Below are 18,449 nucleotides of genomic sequence, written 5' to 3' on the forward strand. Positions count from 1 at the left end.
CGGCCCCTGCCGGGGCGAGTCTATGGTGCGTCACCCGATCGACGACGCAGGGGAACAGAGTGTGACATGGCTTCGAGCGGTGAGCCGTCTGCGCGGGGCCGGTCACCCGACCGATAGCCTCACCGGGTGCAGAAGGGGACCTCTACCGCGATCGGGTTGCTGCTCGGATTCGCGCTCGACCGGGCGTTCGGCGATCCGCGGCGGTGGCATCCGGTGGCCGGATTCGGCTCGGCGGTGGCGGCTCTGGAATCGGTGACCTACGCCGACCGGCGCACGGCGGGGCTGGTGCACGAGGCGCTGGCCGTCGGCACGGTGGTCGGGCTCGGCATGGCCGTGCGGCGCGGCGGGGTGGCGTCGACCGCGGTCGCGACCTGGACCGTCCTGGGTGGACGCAGCCTGGCCCGGGCCGGGCACGCGATGGCCGATCGACTGGAGGGTGGCGACCTCGAGGGGGCTCGCGCGCTGCTGCCCTCGCTGTGCGGCCGCGATCCGCAGGCGCTCGACGCGGACGGGCTCGCCCGCGCGGCCCTGGAGTCCATCGCCGAGAACACCTCCGACGCGGCCGTAGCCCCGGTGGTCTGGGGCGCGGTCGCGGGCGTCCCGGGTCTGCTCGGGTACCGCGCGATCAACACGCTCGACGCGATGATCGGCTACCGCGACCAGCGCTACCGGCGCTTCGGCTGGGCCGCCGCGCGCGTCGACGACGCGGCCAATCTGATCCCGGCGCGGGTCACCGGTGTGCTCACCGCCGCGCTCGCCCCCTTGATCGGCGGGCGGCCCCCTGCCGTCCTGGCCGCATGGCGGCGTGACGCGGCCGGCCATCCGAGCCCGAACGCGGGAGTCGTGGAAGCGGCGATGGCCGGGGCGCTCGGCGTCCGGCTGGGCGGCCGTACCGAATACCCGCACGGTGTGGAGCTGCGCCCGGTGCTCGGCGACGGCCCGGCTCCCACCGTGCACGACCTGCGCCGCGCCGTTCGCCTTTCCGAGGCCGTGCAACTCACCGCCACTCTGCTCGCCGCCGCCGTCGCCGCGACCAGGCGCTGAGTGATTCGACGTGGGTCGCCGCCGTCGGGCGCGACCACCCCGAGCCGAACTCGCGAGGACGGCGACGTCTTCAGGGCGGTCGACGGGGGCCGGATAGGGTTTCGCGGTGCGGATCGGACTCATCACCATCGTCGTGGCGGAGTACGACCCCGCGATCGAATTCTTCGTCGACACCCTGGGATTCGAGCTGGTCGAGGACTCGGCGGCGCTCACGAACGACGGCCGTCCGAAACGCTGGGTGGTCGTGCGGCCGCCCGGTGCCGAGACGGGCATTCTGCTGGCCCGAGCCGACGGTAGGGCGCAAGCCGCGGTGATCGGGCACCAGGTCGCGGGGCGGGTCGGGTTCTTCTTGCAGGTGGGGGACTTCCAGTCGGCGTACGACCGGATGGTTTCCCGCGGCGTCGAGTTCGTGCGCGCGCCGCGCGTCGAGCCGTATGGGCGGGTCGCGGTCTTCCTGGACATCGCGGGGAACCGGTGGGATCTGCTCGGGCCACCTCAGCCCTGACGCGAACTCCGACGGCGTCGAGCCGCGGCGTAGTGCCGAATGGCCGCGGCGCCGGGATCAACCGCGGCCGCGGCCGTAGCGGTCGGCCAGGCGGGCTTCGGTAGTCGGCGCGGCCGGAGCCGGCGAGGGAATCGGCCCGGACCGGATCGGCTCGGTGGGCGACGGCGAGCGGGGTGGCTCGGCGGAGGCCTTCTCTTTCCTTCTTTCCCGGATCTCGGCGTAGACGAAGTAGCCGAGGCCGAGGGGAGCCATGATGCCGAAGGCCAGCCATTGCAAGCCGTAGGACAGATACGGGCCCGCGTCGAGTTGGGGAAGCGGGGTGGGGGTGAACGCGCCCGGTTGGCTCTCGCCCAGCTGGAGGTAACCGCCGCGCTCGCCGCCGGTGGGCACGGGGGTGATGGACTGCTGGAGGACCGTCGATTCCTGCGTGGTGTCGATGGAGTACACCTGGCGATAGCCGTCCTGGACGCTCGGATCCTTACCCGGCGTGACGCCCTCGGACATCCGGACCCTGGCCTCGACGCGCTGCGGCCCGGCGGGCGGTGCGGGGATCTGCGGCGGGCGTGTCCCGTCGACGGCGGAAACCAGCCCGCGGTCGACGAGCAGCAGGGGGCCGTCGGCCAGCCGGAACGTCGCGAGTACCGCGTACCCCGGAGCGCCGTCGAGGTGGCGCAGCCGCACCAGAACCGTCGAGTCGGGCACGTAACTGCCGGTGGCGGTGACCCGCCGCCATTCGGTGTGCGCGCCGTTCCCAGTGTCGGAGAGCACGGTGGTGACGTCGACGGGATCGGCTCGCACCGAGTCGGCGATCAGCTGGTTGCGGTGCGAAGTGGCCGTGTTCTTGCCGAGTTGCCACGGGGCGAGCACGGTGAAGCACAGATAGGCGAACGCGGCGACCAGCACGGCCAGGATCAGCCAGCTGGGACGCAACAGGAACGCGAGCCTGCGCATCAGCGTCGCTCGTCGGGAACGGGTCGCAGGTCGGGCGGTTCGGCGGCCAGTTCGGCGCGCACCCAGTCGAGCAGGCCGGGGACGGCGGCCTCGATCTGCGCGCGCACGAGTTCGAAGTCCGCCGCGTCGCCGTAGTAGGGGTCGGCCACGTCGTGGTCGTCGGCGTCGGGATCGAAGGCGCGCAGCAACCGCAGCCGCTCGGCCGGGATGCCGAGGCGGACCAGGTCACGCTGATGGGAGCGGTCCAGGGCGACCACCAGGTCGGCGTCGCTGTGCTCGGCGCCGAACACGGCGGCGACGTGCCCGGTCGGGTATCCATATTTGCGCAGGGTGGCGCTGGTGCGAGGGTCCGCGTCGGCGCCCACGTGCCAGGAACCGGTGCCCGCGCTGCTCACCCGGACCCGGTTGGCCAACCCGGCCCGGTACAGGTGCGAGGCGAAGATCTTCTCCGCCATCGGAGAGCGGCAGATGTTGCCGGTACAGACGAACGAGACGTGCAGCTGACCCACGCCTGCCATTCTGGCCGGTTCTGCTCCGGGACCGCCACGTAGGGTGTGCTCTCGTGGCCGAGGACACCGTCGATCGCGCGAAACTGCGTCACCACGGCGACGTGGACGCACGTGCGGGCATGCTCGATTTCGCGGTCAACGTCCAAGGGCTCGCACCACCGGAGTGGCTGCGGCGGCGTCTGGCCGAGCGGTTGTCCGATCTGGGCCGCTATCCCAGCGTCGAGGACGCCGACGCGGCCCGTCGCGCGGTCGCGGCCCGGCACGGCCGCTCTCCCGGCGAGGTATTGCTGCTGGCAGGCGCGGCGGAAGGGTTTGCGCTGCTGCCCCGCCTCGCGCCGCGCTCGGCCGCGGTGCTGCACCCGTCGTTCACCGAGCCGGAACTCGCGTTGCGGGAGGCGGGCGTCCCCGTCGCCAGGGTCGTATTGGAACCTCCCTACCGGCTCGATCCCGCCGCGGTGCCCGCCGAGGCCGACCTCGTGGTGCTCGGCAACCCGACCAACCCGACCTCGGTGCTGCATCCCGCGGCCACCATCCGCGCCCTGCGCAGGCCGGGCCGCGTCATCGTGGTCGACGAAGCCTTCGCCGACGCGGTGGCGGGCGAGCCGGAATCCCTCGCCGCCGACTCCGCGCCCGACCTGCTCGTGCTGCGCAGCCTCACCAAGACGTGGGCGCTGGCGGGGCTGCGCTGCGGCTATTTCCTCGGCGCACCGGATGTGCTCGCGCGCCTCGACCACGGGCGGCCGCACTGGCCGCTGGGCACCCTGCAACTGGAGGCCATCATCGCCACCGCGAGTCCCGCGGCCGTGGCGGAGTCCGAGCGCCGCGCGGGGACGCTCGCCGTGCACCGCGCCGCGATGGTCGAACGCCTGATCGGCCTGGGCGTCGAAGTCCACACGCCGGCGGCGGGCCCGTTCCTGCTGCTCCGCGTGGCGGACGGTGAATTGCTGCGCAAACACCTGGCTGCCGAGGGCATCGCGGTCCGTCGTGCGGACACCTTCCCCGGTCTCGGCCCGGACCACCTGCGCGTCGCGGTTCGTGGCGTCGAGGAGGTCGATCGGCTGGTCGCCGCGATCCGGTCGGCCGATGTCCGGTAGGCACACGACTTCGATCAGGCGGGGGAGTATGAGTTCGATGCTTCGCCCCGGCTGTGCACCGGATACGGCGTTTCCCCCGCGGCGGAGGTCTCGGCCGGAATCGCCGTCGTCTCCGGACTTGCGTCAGCCATACGTCGATCGCGCGCTCGGGACACGGGCGAGTGCCCGGAATCGAAGCCGATCCGGAAAAGAACCAGTGCAGCAGTGCAGGACGGAAGCGAAGGAAGGTGGACGATGACCACGCTCGCGGATCTCATCGGGGTGCTCGACGCGGCGTACCCGCCCGCGCTGGCCGAGCCGTGGGACTCGGTCGGCCTGGTCTGCGGTGACCCGGCCGAGGAACTGACCCGGGTGCTGTTCGCGGTCGACGCCACCGCGGCGGTCGTCGACGAGGCGATCGACTGGCGCGCGCAGGCCCTGGTGGTGCATCATCCGCTGCTGTTGCGCGGCGTCGACACCGTCGCGGCGAGCACGCCGAAAGGCGCGCTGCTGCACCGGCTGATCCGCTCCGGTTGCGCGCTGTTCACCGCGCACACCAACGCCGACTCCGCCGACCCCGGCGTGTCCGACGCGCTCGCCGCGGCGCTCGGCCTTATGGTGACCGGCCCGCTGGACGCGAAACCCGAATCCGCCGTGGACCACTGGGTGATCCAGGTGCCACGCACGCACACCGACGCGGTGCTCGCCGCGCTTTTCGCCGCCGGCGCGGGTAGGCGGGAACACGCTTGCGACTGTGCGCTGCGGGTGCCCGCGACAGGGCAGTTCCGGCCGACTCCGGAGCAAGGCTCCCTGACCGAACTCCAGCACGTCGAGGAGGACCGGGTGGAGGTGACAGCACCGCCCGCGGCGCGTTCGGCCGTGCTCGCCGCGCTGCGCGCCGCCCATCCGAGCGCGGACCCGGCCTATCACATCAGTGAACGCGCCCAGCTGCCGTCGTCGCTCGGCATCGGCCGCGTCGGCACCCTGCCGGAACCGGAATCGTTGCGCGCCTTCACCGAACGCGTAGGCCGCTCCCTTCCGCCCACCGCGTGGGGTGTTCGCGCCGCGGGTGATCCTGACCGCACCGTCTACACCGTGGCGGTGTGCGGGGGAGCGGGTGACTCCTACCTGGGCAGGGCCGCGGGGCTCGGCGTCGATGTCTACCTCACCTCCGACCTGCGCCACCATCCGGTCGACGAGCACCTGCGCAAGGGCGGTCCCGCCGTGGTCGACGCCGCGCACTGGGCGACCGAATTCCCTTGGTGCGCGCAGGCCGAGACGGTGGTGCGAACCGCCCTGCCCGGCCTGGAGACCAGGGTGTCCACGCTGCGCACCGACCCGTGGACGGTGCGCGCGCCGGGCTGAGCGCCGCACGTCCGCGTCCGAAGCCGTTGTCGCGGCGACGAACCGGCAACGGCGTGTCGGGGCGTATGCGCGCCGTGCCGGAAAAGGTTGGGCGGTTCGGGTGAATCGAGTAGTTCGTGCGGGGTACAACTACCGCATGAACTTCCCGGTTGATTTCGGGCTCGTGCAGATCGGGCTGATCCTGCTGCTGGTCGCCGGTGTGGCGCTGATCGTCTCCGGCCTGATCGCCGCGCGCCGGGTCGGGATGCGGCCGCTGCTCGCGCGCGGGACCGGCGGGCTCGCGCTGCTGCTGGTCGCGGCGGTGCTGCTGTGGATCGCGACCCTGCTGCAGACGTACCTCGGCCTGACGGGGGAGATCAAGGCGGCCCACGTGGTGGCCAAGCCGGTGGCGGGACAGGAACACCAGCTCGACGTCGATCTCATCCTGTACGGCGACGACGACCATCCCGAACAGCGCGAGACCTACCGCGTCGAGGGCGACATGTGGGTGCTGCAAGCGGGCATCGTCGAGCTGGAGCCGTGGGTCAACGCCCTGGGCTTCCACTCCGGCTACCGGATAAGCCGCCTGTACGGACAGCGTCTCGACGGCGTCGCGACCCAGCAGAACCAGATCTTCCTCAACGACGGCGACAAGGACTTCTTCGCCGACATGCGCGAGGGCCGCTGGTGGACCCAGCCGTTCGTGCGCTCGGCCTACGGCAACGCGGTGATCGCGGTGCCCGGCGAGTACGACGTCTACATCTCCCGCGACGCCATCAAAACCCGCACCGTCGGCGGCTGACGCGGGTCCGCCGGTCCGGCGGGGTACGGTTGAACACCAGTCCCGTCCACGCCGTCCAGGAGTTTGCCCGCGTTGAATGTCGAACCCCCGCTCCAGGCCGAGTTGCTGCGGCTCGCCGCCGTCGACGCCGAGCTGACCCGGATCGCGCACCGCCGCACCGTGCTGCCCGAGCAGCAGGAGGTGGCGCGACTGGAAGCCGAGCGCAACGCGCACTCCGACGCCGCGGTGGCCGTGCAGATCGCGCTGGACGATCTCGACCGCGACATCCGCAAGCTGGAGGGCGAGGTCGAGGCCGTGCGCAAGCGCGAGGAGCGCGACAAGGCCATGCTCGCCGCGGGAACGGTGAACGCCAAGCAGCTTTCGGAGATCCAGCACGAACTGGGCAGTCTGGAGCGGCGCCGCTCGGTGCTGGAGGACGAACTGCTCGAGGTGATGGAGCGGCGCGAAGCCTCCGCCGCCGACTACGAGCACGCGGGCGCGCGGCTGAGCAAGACCGAGGAGGAACTCACCGTCGCCCTGCGTCAGCGCGACGAGGCGCTCGCTGATCTGGACGTGGCGCAGACGCGCTGCGAGACCGATCGCGCGGGCTCGGTGGCGAAGCTGCCCGGCGAACTGCTCGCTATCTACGACCGGCAGCGCGAACAGCACGGCGCGGGCGCCGCGCTGCTGCAGGCTCGCCGCTGTGGCGCGTGCCGCATCGAACTCGATCGCGGCGAGATCGCGCGGATCGCCAAGACCGCTCCCGACGTGGTCGTGCGCTGCCCGGAGTGCGGTGCGATCCTGGTCCGGACCAAGGAATCGGGGCTGTGAGCTGGCCGCGACCGGTTGTCCGGGCACAGCGATGAGCTTGCCCGAGGTGATCGTCGAAGCCGACGGCGGATCGCGGGGCAATCCCGGTCCGGCCGGATACGGTGCGGTGGTCTTCGACGCCGGCCGCGTCCGGGTGCTCGCCGAGCGCCGGGAGTTCCTCGGCATCGCCACCAACAACGTCGCCGAATATCGCGGATTGATCGCCGGATTGGAGGCGGCCGCGGAACTGGGCGCCGAGTCGGTGCTGGTGCGTATGGATTCCAAGCTGGTCGTCGAGCAGATGTCCGGTCGCTGGAAGATCAAGCACGCGGCCTTGATCCCGCTCGCCGATCGAGCCCGCAGGATCGCCGCCGGATTGGGCCGGGTCACTTACAGCTGGATTCCGCGCTCGCAGAACTCGCACGCCGACCGGCTGGCGAACGAGGCCATGGACGAGGGCACCGGCGTCGCGGAGGCCACCGCGCAGGCCGCGGACGAGCGGGAGGCCGCGGACCCGGCCCTGGCGGTCACCGAGCGCGATCTGCCGAGCCGGATCGATGAAGTCGGGGACGCGAACGCCGAGCAGTCCGAATCCGCGCAGCAGGGGCCGGGGTGGACCGGTGCCACCGGTCGTCCCACCCGGTTGCTGCTGCTTCGCCACGGTCAAACCGAGTTGTCGTTGCAGCGCCGGTATTCCGGGCGCGGCAATCCGCCGCTCACCGCCTTGGGCCGGGAGCAGGCCGCGCGGGCCGCGAAAATGCTCGCCGCCAAAGGCGGTATCGCCGCGGTGATCAGTTCTCCGCTCGGCCGGGCCAGGGAGACCGCGGAGGCGGCCGCCGCCGCGCTCGGGGTCGCGGTGGAGGTCCACGACGGGTTGATCGAGACCGACTTCGGCGAGTGGGAGGGGCTGACCTTCGCGGAGGCCGCGCAGCGCGACCCCGGCCTGCACGCCCGCTGGATCGGCGATCCCACCGTCGCGGCGCCCGGCGGGGAGAGCTTCGAGGAGGTCTTGCAGCGGGTGGAGGCCGTGCTGCGCGATCTGCTCGGACGTTACCCCGGCGCCAATGTGGTTGTGGTCAGCCACGTGACCCCGATCAAGACCTTGCTTCGGCTGGCCCTCGATGTCGGCCCCGCGTTGCTGTACCGGTTGCATCTGGATCTGGCGTCGCTATCGATAGCGGAGTTCTATCTCGACGGCGGGTCTTCGGTGCGTCTGGTGAACGATACGTCCTACCTCTGAGGCCGCCGCCGCGCCCGAATCGAGGGCGAATGTGGTGCGCGGAGGGCGAATTATGCCCCATTGCAACACATTTGCGTTTCACAATCGCGCGATGCGGTGAATCTCACTTCAACTCTGCCTTGCGCGGCGAGTAGCGGTAGGCTTCCGGTCGGTCAGGCACAGGCGTCCAGCTGCCTGGTCGGGGTCGCCGCAGTGGCCTCGATCAGTGCTGCTCGGTGGGACGATTTCGCGCGGGCAGCGTCGCTCGCGCCGCGTCTCGGTGGGAAGCCCCTGTGCCGTCGAGTGGTTCGATGAGAGTGCAGGTTCGATGAGCAGTCCGATCAAGGTTGTCGTTCTCGGGGCGGGGATCGGAGGACTCACCACCGCGGCTGCTCTGCGGCAGGCGGGTTTCGGCGTCGAACTCTATGAAGCGGGTCCCGAGCTGCGGGCGCAGGGTTTCGGACTTTCCGTGCAGGCCAACGGAATCAACGCACTGCGCACCCTCGGCCTCGGGCTCGACGAGCAACTGCTCGAACGCGGCGGCCGGGTGGAGACCTTCCGCTTCTGCAACCCCGACGGCAGCCCGATCCGGGTGCTCCCCGTGCACCGGCTCGATGCCCAGCTCGGCGCTCCCGCCGTCGCGCTGCACCGTACCGACCTGCACGACGTGCTGCTGCGCGAGATCGGTGACACACCGACGTTCGTCGGGGCGCAAGCCACCCGCTTCGTCGACGACGGCGAGCACGTGCGCGTCGAGTTCGCCGACGGCCGGGTCGCCGAGGGCGATCTGCTCGTCGGCGCCGACGGCATCCACTCGGTGGTGCGGGCCCAATTGCACGGCCGCGCCGAGCCGCGCCCCGGCAATTTCGTGTGCTGGCTGGCCTGCATCCCCTTCGAGCATCCCAACGTCGCCCGCGGCCTCTCGGCGCATTTCTGGGGCACCGGAATGCGTTTCGGCATCCACGACATCGGCCACGGCCGGGTGTACTGGTGGGGCACCAAGACGTTGCCCGCCGAGGAGGCCGCGAACTGGCAGGGCGGTAAGGAAGAGCTGCTGCGCCTCTACGCCGACTGGGCGCCGGAGGTGCGCGCCTGCATCGAGCAGACCGACGAGGCGGCGATCCTGGCCGTGCCCGCGCAGGACCGTCCGCCGCTGGCCCAATGGGGCCGCGGCCGGGTGACGCTGCTCGGCGACGCGGCGCACCCGATGCTGCCCAGCCTCGGCCAGGGCGCCAACGCCGCCATCGAGGACGCGGTGGTGCTGGCCGGTGTGCTGCGCAACTCGTTGGATCCGGTCGCGGGACTGCGTCGTTACGAGAAACTGCGCGCCGACCGCACCGCCATGTTCGTCAACGGCTCGGCTTCGCTGGCCAAGATCGAGCAGACCACCGACCCGCGCCTGGTGCGGGTGCGCGACACCTACTTCCGGCACGCGCCCACCGAATTCTTCCTGCGCGAACTCGGCAAGCCGATGTCCTTCCCGGCGCCGGACGGGCCGACCGCGCGGCTGCCGCGCCCGCTCTCGCCGGTCGAGCGCTGGCACTGGATCGCCGATCAGCTGGCGCCGCTGCACATCCTGTCGCGCGTGCGGATCCGGGGGCACGTCGAGGTCGAGCAGATCCGCGCCGGCCTGGACGAGGTGCAGCGCCGACATCCGCTCTTGCGGGTCGCCGTCGCCGCCGAACCCGACGGCACCGCACCGCGTTTCGTGGCGGTGCAGGCGCCGATTCCGCTGCGTGTGATCGAATCCGAGGACAGCACGAACTGGCTGGCCGAGGCCGACGAGGTGGAACTGCGCGAGCCGTTCGACTGGCGCACCGGCCCGCTGGCCAGGGCGGTGCTGATCAAGGAGACCGATGGCACCAACGAGCTGATCGTCACGCTGCACTACGCCATCGCCGACGGCGAGAGCGCGCTGTCGGTGGCGAAGCAGGTGCTCCAAGTCGCCGCCGGGGAAGCGGCCGACTTCGCGCCCGCCCCGGTGCGGCCGGGCCCGGAGGAGCTGTTCCCGCCGCGCTTCCAGGGGGCGGGCGGTGCGCTGCGCACCGCGGGTTCGTTCCTGCGCGACCAGAAGTCGCAGCTGCGCAAGCCGCACAGACTGGAGCCAACCACGCTGGCGCCGCCCGCCCAGCGGCGCAGCCGGGTGGTGCACCGCAGCCTCGACGCCGACCGGCTCGACGCGCTCACCGCGGGCTGTGATCGCCACGGCGTCGGCCTGCAGGCCGCCCTCTCCGCCGCGCTGCTGATCGCGGCGGCCAGGGAGGCGGGCACCGAGAAGGCCACCTGGTACACCGTCGGCAGCTCGGTCAACTTCCGCGACCATCTCGACGGCGCCGCGGGCGACACCGAGGTCGGCACCTATCAGGGCATGATCGCCACCCCGGCGAAGTACGCGCCGTGGGCGTCGCTGTGGGAGATCGCGGCCGAGATCGAGCGGGAGTACGGTGCGCGGATGGACCGGCGCGACCATCTGTCCGCGTTGAACCTGCTGAAGGTGGCCGCGCCGAAGTCGGTGTCGGCCAGTGCGTCCACGGTGAAACTCATGGATACCCGCGGCCCGGGTCATCTCTGTATGACCTACCTGGGCGACTACCCCTTCCCGGACAAGATCGGCTCCTGGCAGCTGGAGGGCGCGCAGTTCGTCTCCGGCATGTCCGTCAGCGGTTTCATCATGGCCACCGCCAACGCGACGCACAACGAGCTGTCCCTCAATATCGGCTACGTCGAGCCCGCCGTATCACGCGACCGGGCCGACCGTCTCGCCGACGAAAGCGTGCGCGCGCTGCTGTCGGCCTGCTGACCGGCCGCGCATACACCGCGATAACAACAGCAGAGTCGCGGCATCGGCAGAGCCGATGCCGTGATTCGCGATATCGATAACTTGATAAGCGTGGTAGCAGCTTTGCGTGACAGTGATCAGGGTGGGCTTGGGTAGATCTGCGCACGGCCGGTGCCGCGACTGTCGCGATAGGAGTGACTGTGCCATTCGAACCGAGTGCTACTTCCGAAAGACCCCCCGAAGCCTGGCCGGTCAGCGCCTATCAGCGCGATGTGTTGTCGGTTTCCTACCGGTATGCCCCGGCGCCGGTCACCCGAAACGCCTACTGCGCGTTCCTGGACGAGCCTTTCGATATGGCCCGGTTGCGCGCGGTGGTCCGCAGGGCGCTGCTCGGTGACGCCGCGCTGCGCCTGAGGTTCGAGTTCTCCGAAGGCCGCTTCTGGCAGTGGGTCTGCGACGAGCTACCCGAGGTCGAGCTGGTCGATCTCAGCTGGGCGTCGGATCCCGCCGCGGCACGGCGCGACTGGGTGAACCGGGCGAACGTGACGCCCTCCCCGCCGCGCCAGCCGTTCCGGATCGCCGCGCTGGTCGACGGGCCCGACCATTTCCATCTCTACGTGGCGATGCACCACGCCATGATCGACGGCTGGGGCGTGAACGCGCTGTGGAGCGCCCTGGTGGACAACTACAGCCGCAAAGACCTGTCGCTCGAACAGCTCGCCGAGCCGGATCCGGTCACCGAGCAGACCGATCGCGGCGCGGCCACCTATCGCAAGATCGCCGCCGAGCACGAGGAGTATCTGTCCTCGGCGCAGTGGGTGGCGGATCGGGACGCGCTGGTGCGCCGCTTCGAGGGCGTGGTCCCCGCGCTCTTCTCCGGCCGCGCGAGCACCCCCGACGTCAACCGGGGACGCCGGCGCGTAGTGGTGGAACCCGCGTTCCTCGACCGCATTCGGGCCACCGGCTTCTCCGTCTTCGCGTTCACCGTCTCGGCGCTGGCCGCCTACTTGACCACCATTCACCGCTCCGAGGAGGTGGTGATCGGGGTCCCGATGCTCAACCGGCACAGCGCCGAGACCTTCCGCACCGCCGGGCACCGGACGAACGTGGTGCCCCTGCGCATCCGGGTCGACCCGGACCAGCCGCTGTCGGCGGTCGCCACCGAGGTGGCCGCGCAGATCCGGGAACTCAAGCGCTACGAGCGTTTTCCGTACGGCGACCTGGCGCGTGCGCTCAGCAGCGACCCGACGGCGCCGCCGCTGTTCGACGTGGCGTACTCCTACATCAAGATGCCGCCGTCGGATCACTTGGACAAGATCCTCGGCACCCTCGACATCGTCAATCCCGGCACGGTGCTCGAAGCGCTGAACATCCTCGGCGTCGAGCACGCCCGCGACGGTTCGCTGAACCTCCAGCTCTACTACGACAAGGACGTCTTCGACGAGAACTTCCCCTTCGAGTCGGTCGTGCGCGGCATCGGCGCGCTGTTGGTGGCGGCGCTGGACCGGCCCGGAGTGCCGATCTCGGCCCTGCCGCTGATGCCCGCGCGGGAGCAGGCCGCCATCGCCGCGTTCGAAGCGGGCCCGCGCGAGGAGTTCCCGTACACGACCATCGACCGGCTGGTCGCCGACGTGGCCGCCCGGCATCCAGAGCGGATCGCGATCGAACCGATAGCGGGCTCGGGGGAACAGCCGCTGCGCTACGCCGAACTGTCCGCGCTCGCCGATGGATTCGCCGCCAGATTGCACGCGCTGGGCGCGACCGGCAACGAGTGCGTCGCCGTCGTGCTGCCCCGCTCGACCGAGATGCTCGTCGCGATCTTCGGCGTGTTGCGGGCCGGTTGCGCGTACGTGCCGCTCGACCCGGACTTCCCGGCCGCCCGCATCGGAACCGTGCTCGCCGACTGCGGGGCGCGCTTCGTGGTGGCGGGGCCGCGGCATCGAGCGGTCTTCGACGAGCTGGGCGTCACCAGCATCGCGGTGGCCGACACCGTCCCGGCGCGCGGCGTCGAAAGCGTCTCGCACCCGGCCGATCTCGGTTACCTCATCTACACGTCGGGCTCCACGGGCGTGCCCAAGGGCGTGATGATCGAGCACCGGTCGGTGGTCAACCGCCTGACCTGGATGCAGCGGCGCTACCCCCTGCACGCCGCGGACGTGATCCTCCAGAAGACGCCGGCCACCTTCGACGTGTCGGTGTGGGAACTGTTCTGGTGGGCGATCACCGGCGCTCGGGTGGCCTTGCTGGAACCCGGCGGGGAGCGCGATCCGCGCCGCATCGCCGACGCGATCAGCGCGCACGACGTGACGGTGCTGCATTTCGTACCATCCATGCTCGCCGCGTTCGTCGACGAGCTGGCCGCCGACCCGGCGACGGTCGCGCGGATCGGCAGCGTGCGACGGGTGTTCTGCAGCGGCGAGGCGTTACCGCCCGCGCTGGTACGCCGGTTCCACGCGGTCTTCGCCGCGGCCGGGGCCGCAGCGCCGCAGCTGGTGAATCTCTACGGCCCGACCGAGGCCACCGTCGATGTCTCCTATTTCGACTGCCCGGCCGACGAGTCGCCGGCCGTGGTGCCGATCGGCCGTCCGATCGCGAACATCGACCTGCTCGTGCTCGACCACATCGGCCGCCGGGTGCCCGTCGGGGTGCCGGGGGAGCTGAACATCGCGGGTGTGGGCGTGGCCCGCGGTTATCGCGGCAGGCCCGAGCTGACCGCGGCGGCGTTCGTCGACGACCGCGGGGTGCCGGGCCGCCGCCGCTACCGCACCGGCGACCTGGCGCGATGGCTGCCCGACGGCAACCTCGAGTACCTGGGCCGCTTCGACGACCAGGTGAAGATCCGCGGCAACCGGATCACTCTCGGCGAGGTGCAGAACGCCATGCTCGGCTGCGCCGGGGTGCGCGCGGCGGCCGTGGTGGACGAAGTCTCAGAGGCGCACGGCGTGCAACTGGTCGGCTATTTCGTCGGCGCCGACGTCTCCGGCGAGGAGATCGCCGAGCAACTCGCGGCCCGGCTGCCCCGCTACATGGTGCCGTCCCGGTTGATCCGGGTGGAGCGGATACCGTTGACCCGCAACGGAAAACTGGACCGGCGCGCACTCGCCGAGCAACTCGTCCTCGGCCACGGCGCCGAGCAGGCGGCAGGCGGCGCGCCGCGCACCCCGGTGCAGACCCGGCTCGCGCAGGTCTGGCGCACCGTGCTGGGCGTCGAGTCGATCGGCGTGCACGACAACTTCTTCACCCACGGCGGCGATTCCATCCTCGCGCTGGCCGTGCGCACCGCCGCCGAACGCGCCGGGCTCTACTTCGACGTGGACGCCTTCTACCAGGCGCCGACCATCGCCGAGTTGGCCAGGGTCGTGCGCGACGACCGCCACGACGAGCGCGGGCGCGTCGTGGCTCCCTTGCAAACGGTGCCGCTGATCGACCGCGCCGCGCTGCACCAGGCCGAGGACGCGTTCCCGGCAACGGCCCTGCAACTGGGCATGCTGTATCACAGCATCGAGCGCGCCGACTCGGTCACCTACAAGGACGTGTTCCGCTACCGGCTCGAAATCCCCTGGGATGAATCGCAATTCCGGGACGCGGTGGACCGGCTGGTGCGGCGGCAACCCGCGCTGCGCTCGTCGTTCGAGCTGAGCAGGTATTCGGTCCCGCTGCAGATCGTGCACGTCGCACCGCACTACGAGCTGGAGATCGTCGACCTCGGCGACATGGGCGAGGCGGACGGCGAAGACCTGATCGAGATCTATCTCCAGGAGCGCGCCCACGCGCAGTACGACATCGCGCTCGCTCCGCTGTTCGCCATCCGGGTCTTCGTCCGCCCCGGCCCGCAAGAGCCGGTCGGCACGGTGGACCTGGTACTGAGCTTCCACCACGCCATCCTGGACGGCTGGAGTGTGGCCACGTCGGTGCTGGAACTGCTACTGGACTACCTCAACCACATCGGCATGACCCGGACCCAGGTGGAGGCCACCGCCCATCCGACCACCGTGCTCGCCGAGTACGCGCAGGCCGAGCAGGGCGCGGCGCACGACGCCGCCCGCGAGTACTGGTCGACCGCCCTGGCCGGCGCGGAACCCACCGCGCTCACCGCGCTCGGGGTGCACCAGCCGGTGGTCGAGGGCGTGCCGCAGGCACGGGCGCTGGTGCCGCGCAGGCTGGCCGAACGGGTCTCCGCGTTCGCCGCGCGCCACCAGGTGCCGGAGAAGGCGGTCTATCTGGCCGCGCACTGCCTGGCGCTGCGGGCGCTCACCGGCCGCACGGACGTCACCACCGGCGTGGTGAGCCACGGTCGCCCGGACCGCGCCGGCGCCGAACGCGTGGCGGGGCTGTTCCTCAACACGCTGCCGATCCGGCTGGACAGCACCGCGACCACGTGGCGCGCCGCGGTGGAGCAGCTCGCGCGACGCGAACGCGAGGCCTATCCGTTCCGTCGCTACCCGCTGCGATCGATACTCGCCGACGGCGGGCCGGTCTTCGAGACGGCGTTCAACTTCGTCAACTATCACGTCTTCCAGCCCATGCTGGTGCTGGACGGCGTGCGCCTGCTGGACTTCGACGCCCGCGAGGAGACCAACTTCCAGCTGCTGGTGACCGCGGCGACCGACCCGCGTGACGGCCGGATGTGGTTGCGGGTCGACGGTGATCACACGCTGACCGCCGAACAGTGCGAGACCGTGGCGCTCACCCAGCTGCGCATGCTGGCAGGCATCGTCGCCGACCCCGACGCGGTGATCGACCGCGGCGCCGGCCCCGCGACCGCCCACGACGTGGGCACGCTGGTGGCCGAGGCGGCGGCGCTCCATCCCGCCCGCGTCGCTCTGGCCGGTGACGACGAATCGGTCAGCTATGACGAGATGATCGAAAGCTCCGATCGGCTGGCCCGGCGCCTGGCCGCACTCGGCGTGTCACCGGGCGACCGGGTCGGCATCCTGATGGGGCGTCGTCCGCAACTGGTGTTGCTCGTGCTCGCCCTGACCAGGATCGGGGCCGCGTGCGTCCCGCTGGATGTCAGTTACCCGCGGGCCAGGCTGAACCTGATGATCGACCGCGCCCGCCCGCACCGGGTGATCGCCGATGGCGCCTACCGCGACATCGTCGACGACGCCGCCTTGGTCCTGGACAGCGCCGCGCTCTTCGACGGCTCCGCGCCCGAGCCGGAAGTGGAACTGCCCGATCACGTGTCGCCCGACGCGGTGGCCTACGTGCTGTTCACCTCCGGGTCGACCGGTGAGCCCAAGGGCGTCGCGATGCCGCATCGCGGCCTGACCTCCCTGGTGGACTGGCAGAATCGTGCGGCCACCGGCACCGGTCTGCTGAGCACACTCCAGTTGGCGCCGTTGAGTTTCGACGTGTCGTTCCAGGAGATCTTCACCACCCTCGCGGCCGGGTCCACCCTGCGGGTGAGTTCGGCCGATCTGCGCTCGAACGTCGAGCAATTGCTGAACACCGTCGTGGAGGAGGGCATCGAACGGCTGTTCCTGCCGTACGTGGCGTTGCAGGCGTTCGCCGAGGCCGCCGTGGGGCACCGGATGTTCCCGACCGAACTGAAGGTGCTGATCTCCTCCGGCGAACAGTTGCGCATCACCGACGAGATCCGCGCGCTGTGCAAAGTGGTTCCGGGCCTGGTGCTGGAGAACCAGTACGGTCCCACCGAATCCCACGTCGCGACCAAGTTCACGCTCACCGGTCCGGCCGACGAGTTCCCCGCGCTGCCGCCCATCGGCCGCGCCGTCGACGGCGACACCGTGGAACTGCTCGACAGCGCGCTGCGGCCGGTGCCGGACGGCGTGATCGGCGAGATCTATCTCGGCGGCCGCAGCATCGCCCGCGGCTACGAGGGCAGGCCCGCGCTCACCGCACAGCGGTTCGTCGCCACGCACGCGGGCGGAATCCGGTACCGCACCGGCGACCTCGGTGTCCGGCTGTTCTCCGGTGACATCGTCTGCCTGGGCCGCAGCGACAGCCAGGTCAAGATCCGCGGGTTCCGGGTTGAACCCGCCGAAGTCGAGCTGTGCATCCTGAGCCTGGCGGAGAAGTTCCCCGGCATCACCGAGGCCGCCGTGGTGGCCCGCGGTTTCGGCGGTATCGACGGCTCGCTGATCGCGTTCCTGGTCGGCGCGGCCGAGCAGACCGACCTCGCCGCACTGCGGCACGACCTGCGCTCGATGCTGCCCGCGCACATGGTGCCGTCGCGGTTCGCCTGGCTCGACGAACTGCCTCGCACGCCCAGCGGCAAGCGCGACGACGCGACGCTGCGCGCCTACGGTGCGGACGCCGCGGAGCCGGTGTCGGCCCGGCGAGAGCCCGCCGACGACTACGAGCGGTCGGCGGTCGAACTACTGGCCGAGTACGCGGGCCTGCGCTCGATCGGCGTGGACGACGACTTCTTCGCGTCGGGTGGCACCTCGATCGGGGCGATGCGCGTGGTGATGGCGCTGTCGCGCCGATGGGGCGTCGAGGTGCCGCTGGACGCGTTCATCGGCGCGCCCACCGCCGCCGGGCTCGCCACGCTGGTGCGCGCGGGCGACGTGCAGCGCACGTTCGACCCGCTGGTGCCGATCAGCTTGGGCGGGGTCAAGCCGCCGCTGTTCCTGGTGCACCCGATCGGCGGCAATGTGCTGTGCTATCTGGCTCTCGCGCGTCACCTGGATCCGGACCGCCCGGTGTACGGGCTGCAGGCGGCGGGCGCGGATTCGGGCAGCGCGCCGGAGAAGTCCATTCCCGCGATGGCGGAGTCGTACCTGGAGGCGGTGCGGCGAGTGCATCCGACCGGCACGTATCACTTGGCGGGCTGGTCGTTCGGCGGCTATGTCGCCTTGGAGATGGCCCGCAGGCTCCCCGAGGACGAGGTGTCCAGTGTGACGCTGCTGGACACGATGGCGCTGCGCGCGCGGACGCGAACACCGATCCCGGAGGAGAAACTCATCCGGTGGTTCTTCCTGGAACTGCTGTGGTACGCGCGCGGAAGCCAGTCGGCGCTGGTCGATTTCGAGCCCGACGTGCACAATTCCGAGGATTTGTTCGCGGCGATGCTGGCGGAGTCGGTGCGCTCGGGCATCCTGCCCGCCGACAGCTCCCCGCAGGCGATCCGGCGGCTCTACGAGGTGTTCTTCGCCAACTACTCATCGATGCTGGACTACAAACTCGAGCCGTACGACCGCGACATCACGCTGCTGCGCGCGACCGAGGGACTGCCGCCGGGCGTCGATCTGGCGCACAAGACCGTCGGCAGCATGTTCGACAGCGCCGACAACGGATGGAAACAGTACGCGGCGCGCCGGTTCACGGTGATCGACGTTCCTGGCGATCACCTGAACATGATGTCCGAGCCGAACATCGGCGAGCTGGGCCTGCGGCTGGACGAGGTGCTGTCGGCCGCCGACCCCGATCTGGACCGTGAGTGGGACGAATCCATGCTGGACGCCTGAG

General features: G+C 70.9%; 11 protein-coding genes. 9 read left to right on the forward strand and 2 right to left on the reverse strand.

Annotation, left to right across the window (positions count from 1 at the left end):
• Positions 1-126: 126 nt before the first annotated feature.
• Positions 127-1,044 carry a cobalamin biosynthesis protein gene (locus ACZ6DL_RS16375; RefSeq protein WP_466051823.1) on the forward strand — a complete coding sequence of 306 codons (918 nt, stop codon included), beginning with the start codon at positions 127-129 and terminating at the stop codon, positions 1,042-1,044.
• Positions 1,045-1,150: 106 nt separating this feature from the next.
• Entirely contained in the window at positions 1,151-1,549 is a 399-nt protein-coding gene (locus ACZ6DL_RS16380) for a VOC family protein (RefSeq protein ID WP_466051825.1), read from the forward strand.
• A gap of 57 nt (positions 1,550-1,606) precedes the next feature.
• Here ACZ6DL_RS16380 and ACZ6DL_RS16385 read toward each other — a convergent pair whose 3' ends face one another.
• Positions 1,607-2,500: an SURF1 family cytochrome oxidase biogenesis protein gene (locus ACZ6DL_RS16385; RefSeq protein WP_466051826.1), complete on the reverse strand. Its 894-nt coding sequence runs from the start codon at positions 2,498-2,500 to the stop codon at positions 1,607-1,609.
• Positions 2,500-3,018, reverse strand: coding sequence for a low molecular weight protein-tyrosine-phosphatase (locus ACZ6DL_RS16390; RefSeq protein ID WP_051175021.1), 519 nt, complete (start codon positions 3,016-3,018; stop codon positions 2,500-2,502). The genes ACZ6DL_RS16385 and ACZ6DL_RS16390 overlap by 1 nt, the downstream gene beginning before the upstream one ends.
• Positions 3,019-3,062: 44 nt before the next feature.
• On the opposite strand from ACZ6DL_RS16390, the gene cobC reads away from it, so the two are divergent.
• From cobC to ACZ6DL_RS16425, 7 genes are all read left to right on the forward strand, one after another.
• The gene (gene cobC / locus ACZ6DL_RS16395) at positions 3,063-4,103 is read left to right on the forward strand and encodes an Rv2231c family pyridoxal phosphate-dependent protein CobC (protein ID WP_466051829.1); all 1,041 of its coding nucleotides are present in this window, start codon (positions 3,063-3,065) and stop codon (positions 4,101-4,103) included.
• A 234-nt stretch (positions 4,104-4,337) separates the two neighbouring features.
• Positions 4,338-5,447: a Nif3-like dinuclear metal center hexameric protein gene (locus ACZ6DL_RS16400; protein ID WP_466051831.1), complete on the forward strand. Its 1,110-nt coding sequence runs from the start codon at positions 4,338-4,340 to the stop codon at positions 5,445-5,447.
• Between the two features lie 136 nt (positions 5,448-5,583).
• The gene (locus ACZ6DL_RS16405; RefSeq protein ID WP_357037876.1) at positions 5,584-6,228 is read left to right on the forward strand and encodes a hypothetical protein; all 645 of its coding nucleotides are present in this window, start codon (positions 5,584-5,586) and stop codon (positions 6,226-6,228) included.
• A 72-nt stretch (positions 6,229-6,300) separates the two neighbouring features.
• Positions 6,301-7,038 carry a zinc ribbon domain-containing protein gene (locus tag ACZ6DL_RS16410; protein WP_466051834.1) on the forward strand — a complete coding sequence of 246 codons (738 nt, stop codon included), beginning with the start codon at positions 6,301-6,303 and terminating at the stop codon, positions 7,036-7,038.
• A gap of 31 nt (positions 7,039-7,069) precedes the next feature.
• Entirely contained in the window at positions 7,070-8,257 is a 1,188-nt protein-coding gene (locus tag ACZ6DL_RS16415; protein ID WP_466051836.1) for a bifunctional RNase H/acid phosphatase, read from the forward strand.
• Positions 8,258-8,564: 307 nt separating this feature from the next.
• Positions 8,565-11,036 carry an FAD-dependent monooxygenase gene (locus tag ACZ6DL_RS16420; protein WP_466051838.1) on the forward strand — a complete coding sequence of 824 codons (2,472 nt, stop codon included), beginning with the start codon at positions 8,565-8,567 and terminating at the stop codon, positions 11,034-11,036.
• Between the two features lie 179 nt (positions 11,037-11,215).
• Entirely contained in the window at positions 11,216-18,448 is a 7,233-nt protein-coding gene (locus ACZ6DL_RS16425; protein ID WP_466051840.1) for an amino acid adenylation domain-containing protein, read from the forward strand.
• Position 18,449: the final 1 nt, after the last annotated feature.

It is taken from the genome of Nocardia sp. NPDC041819 (assembly GCF_055590505.1).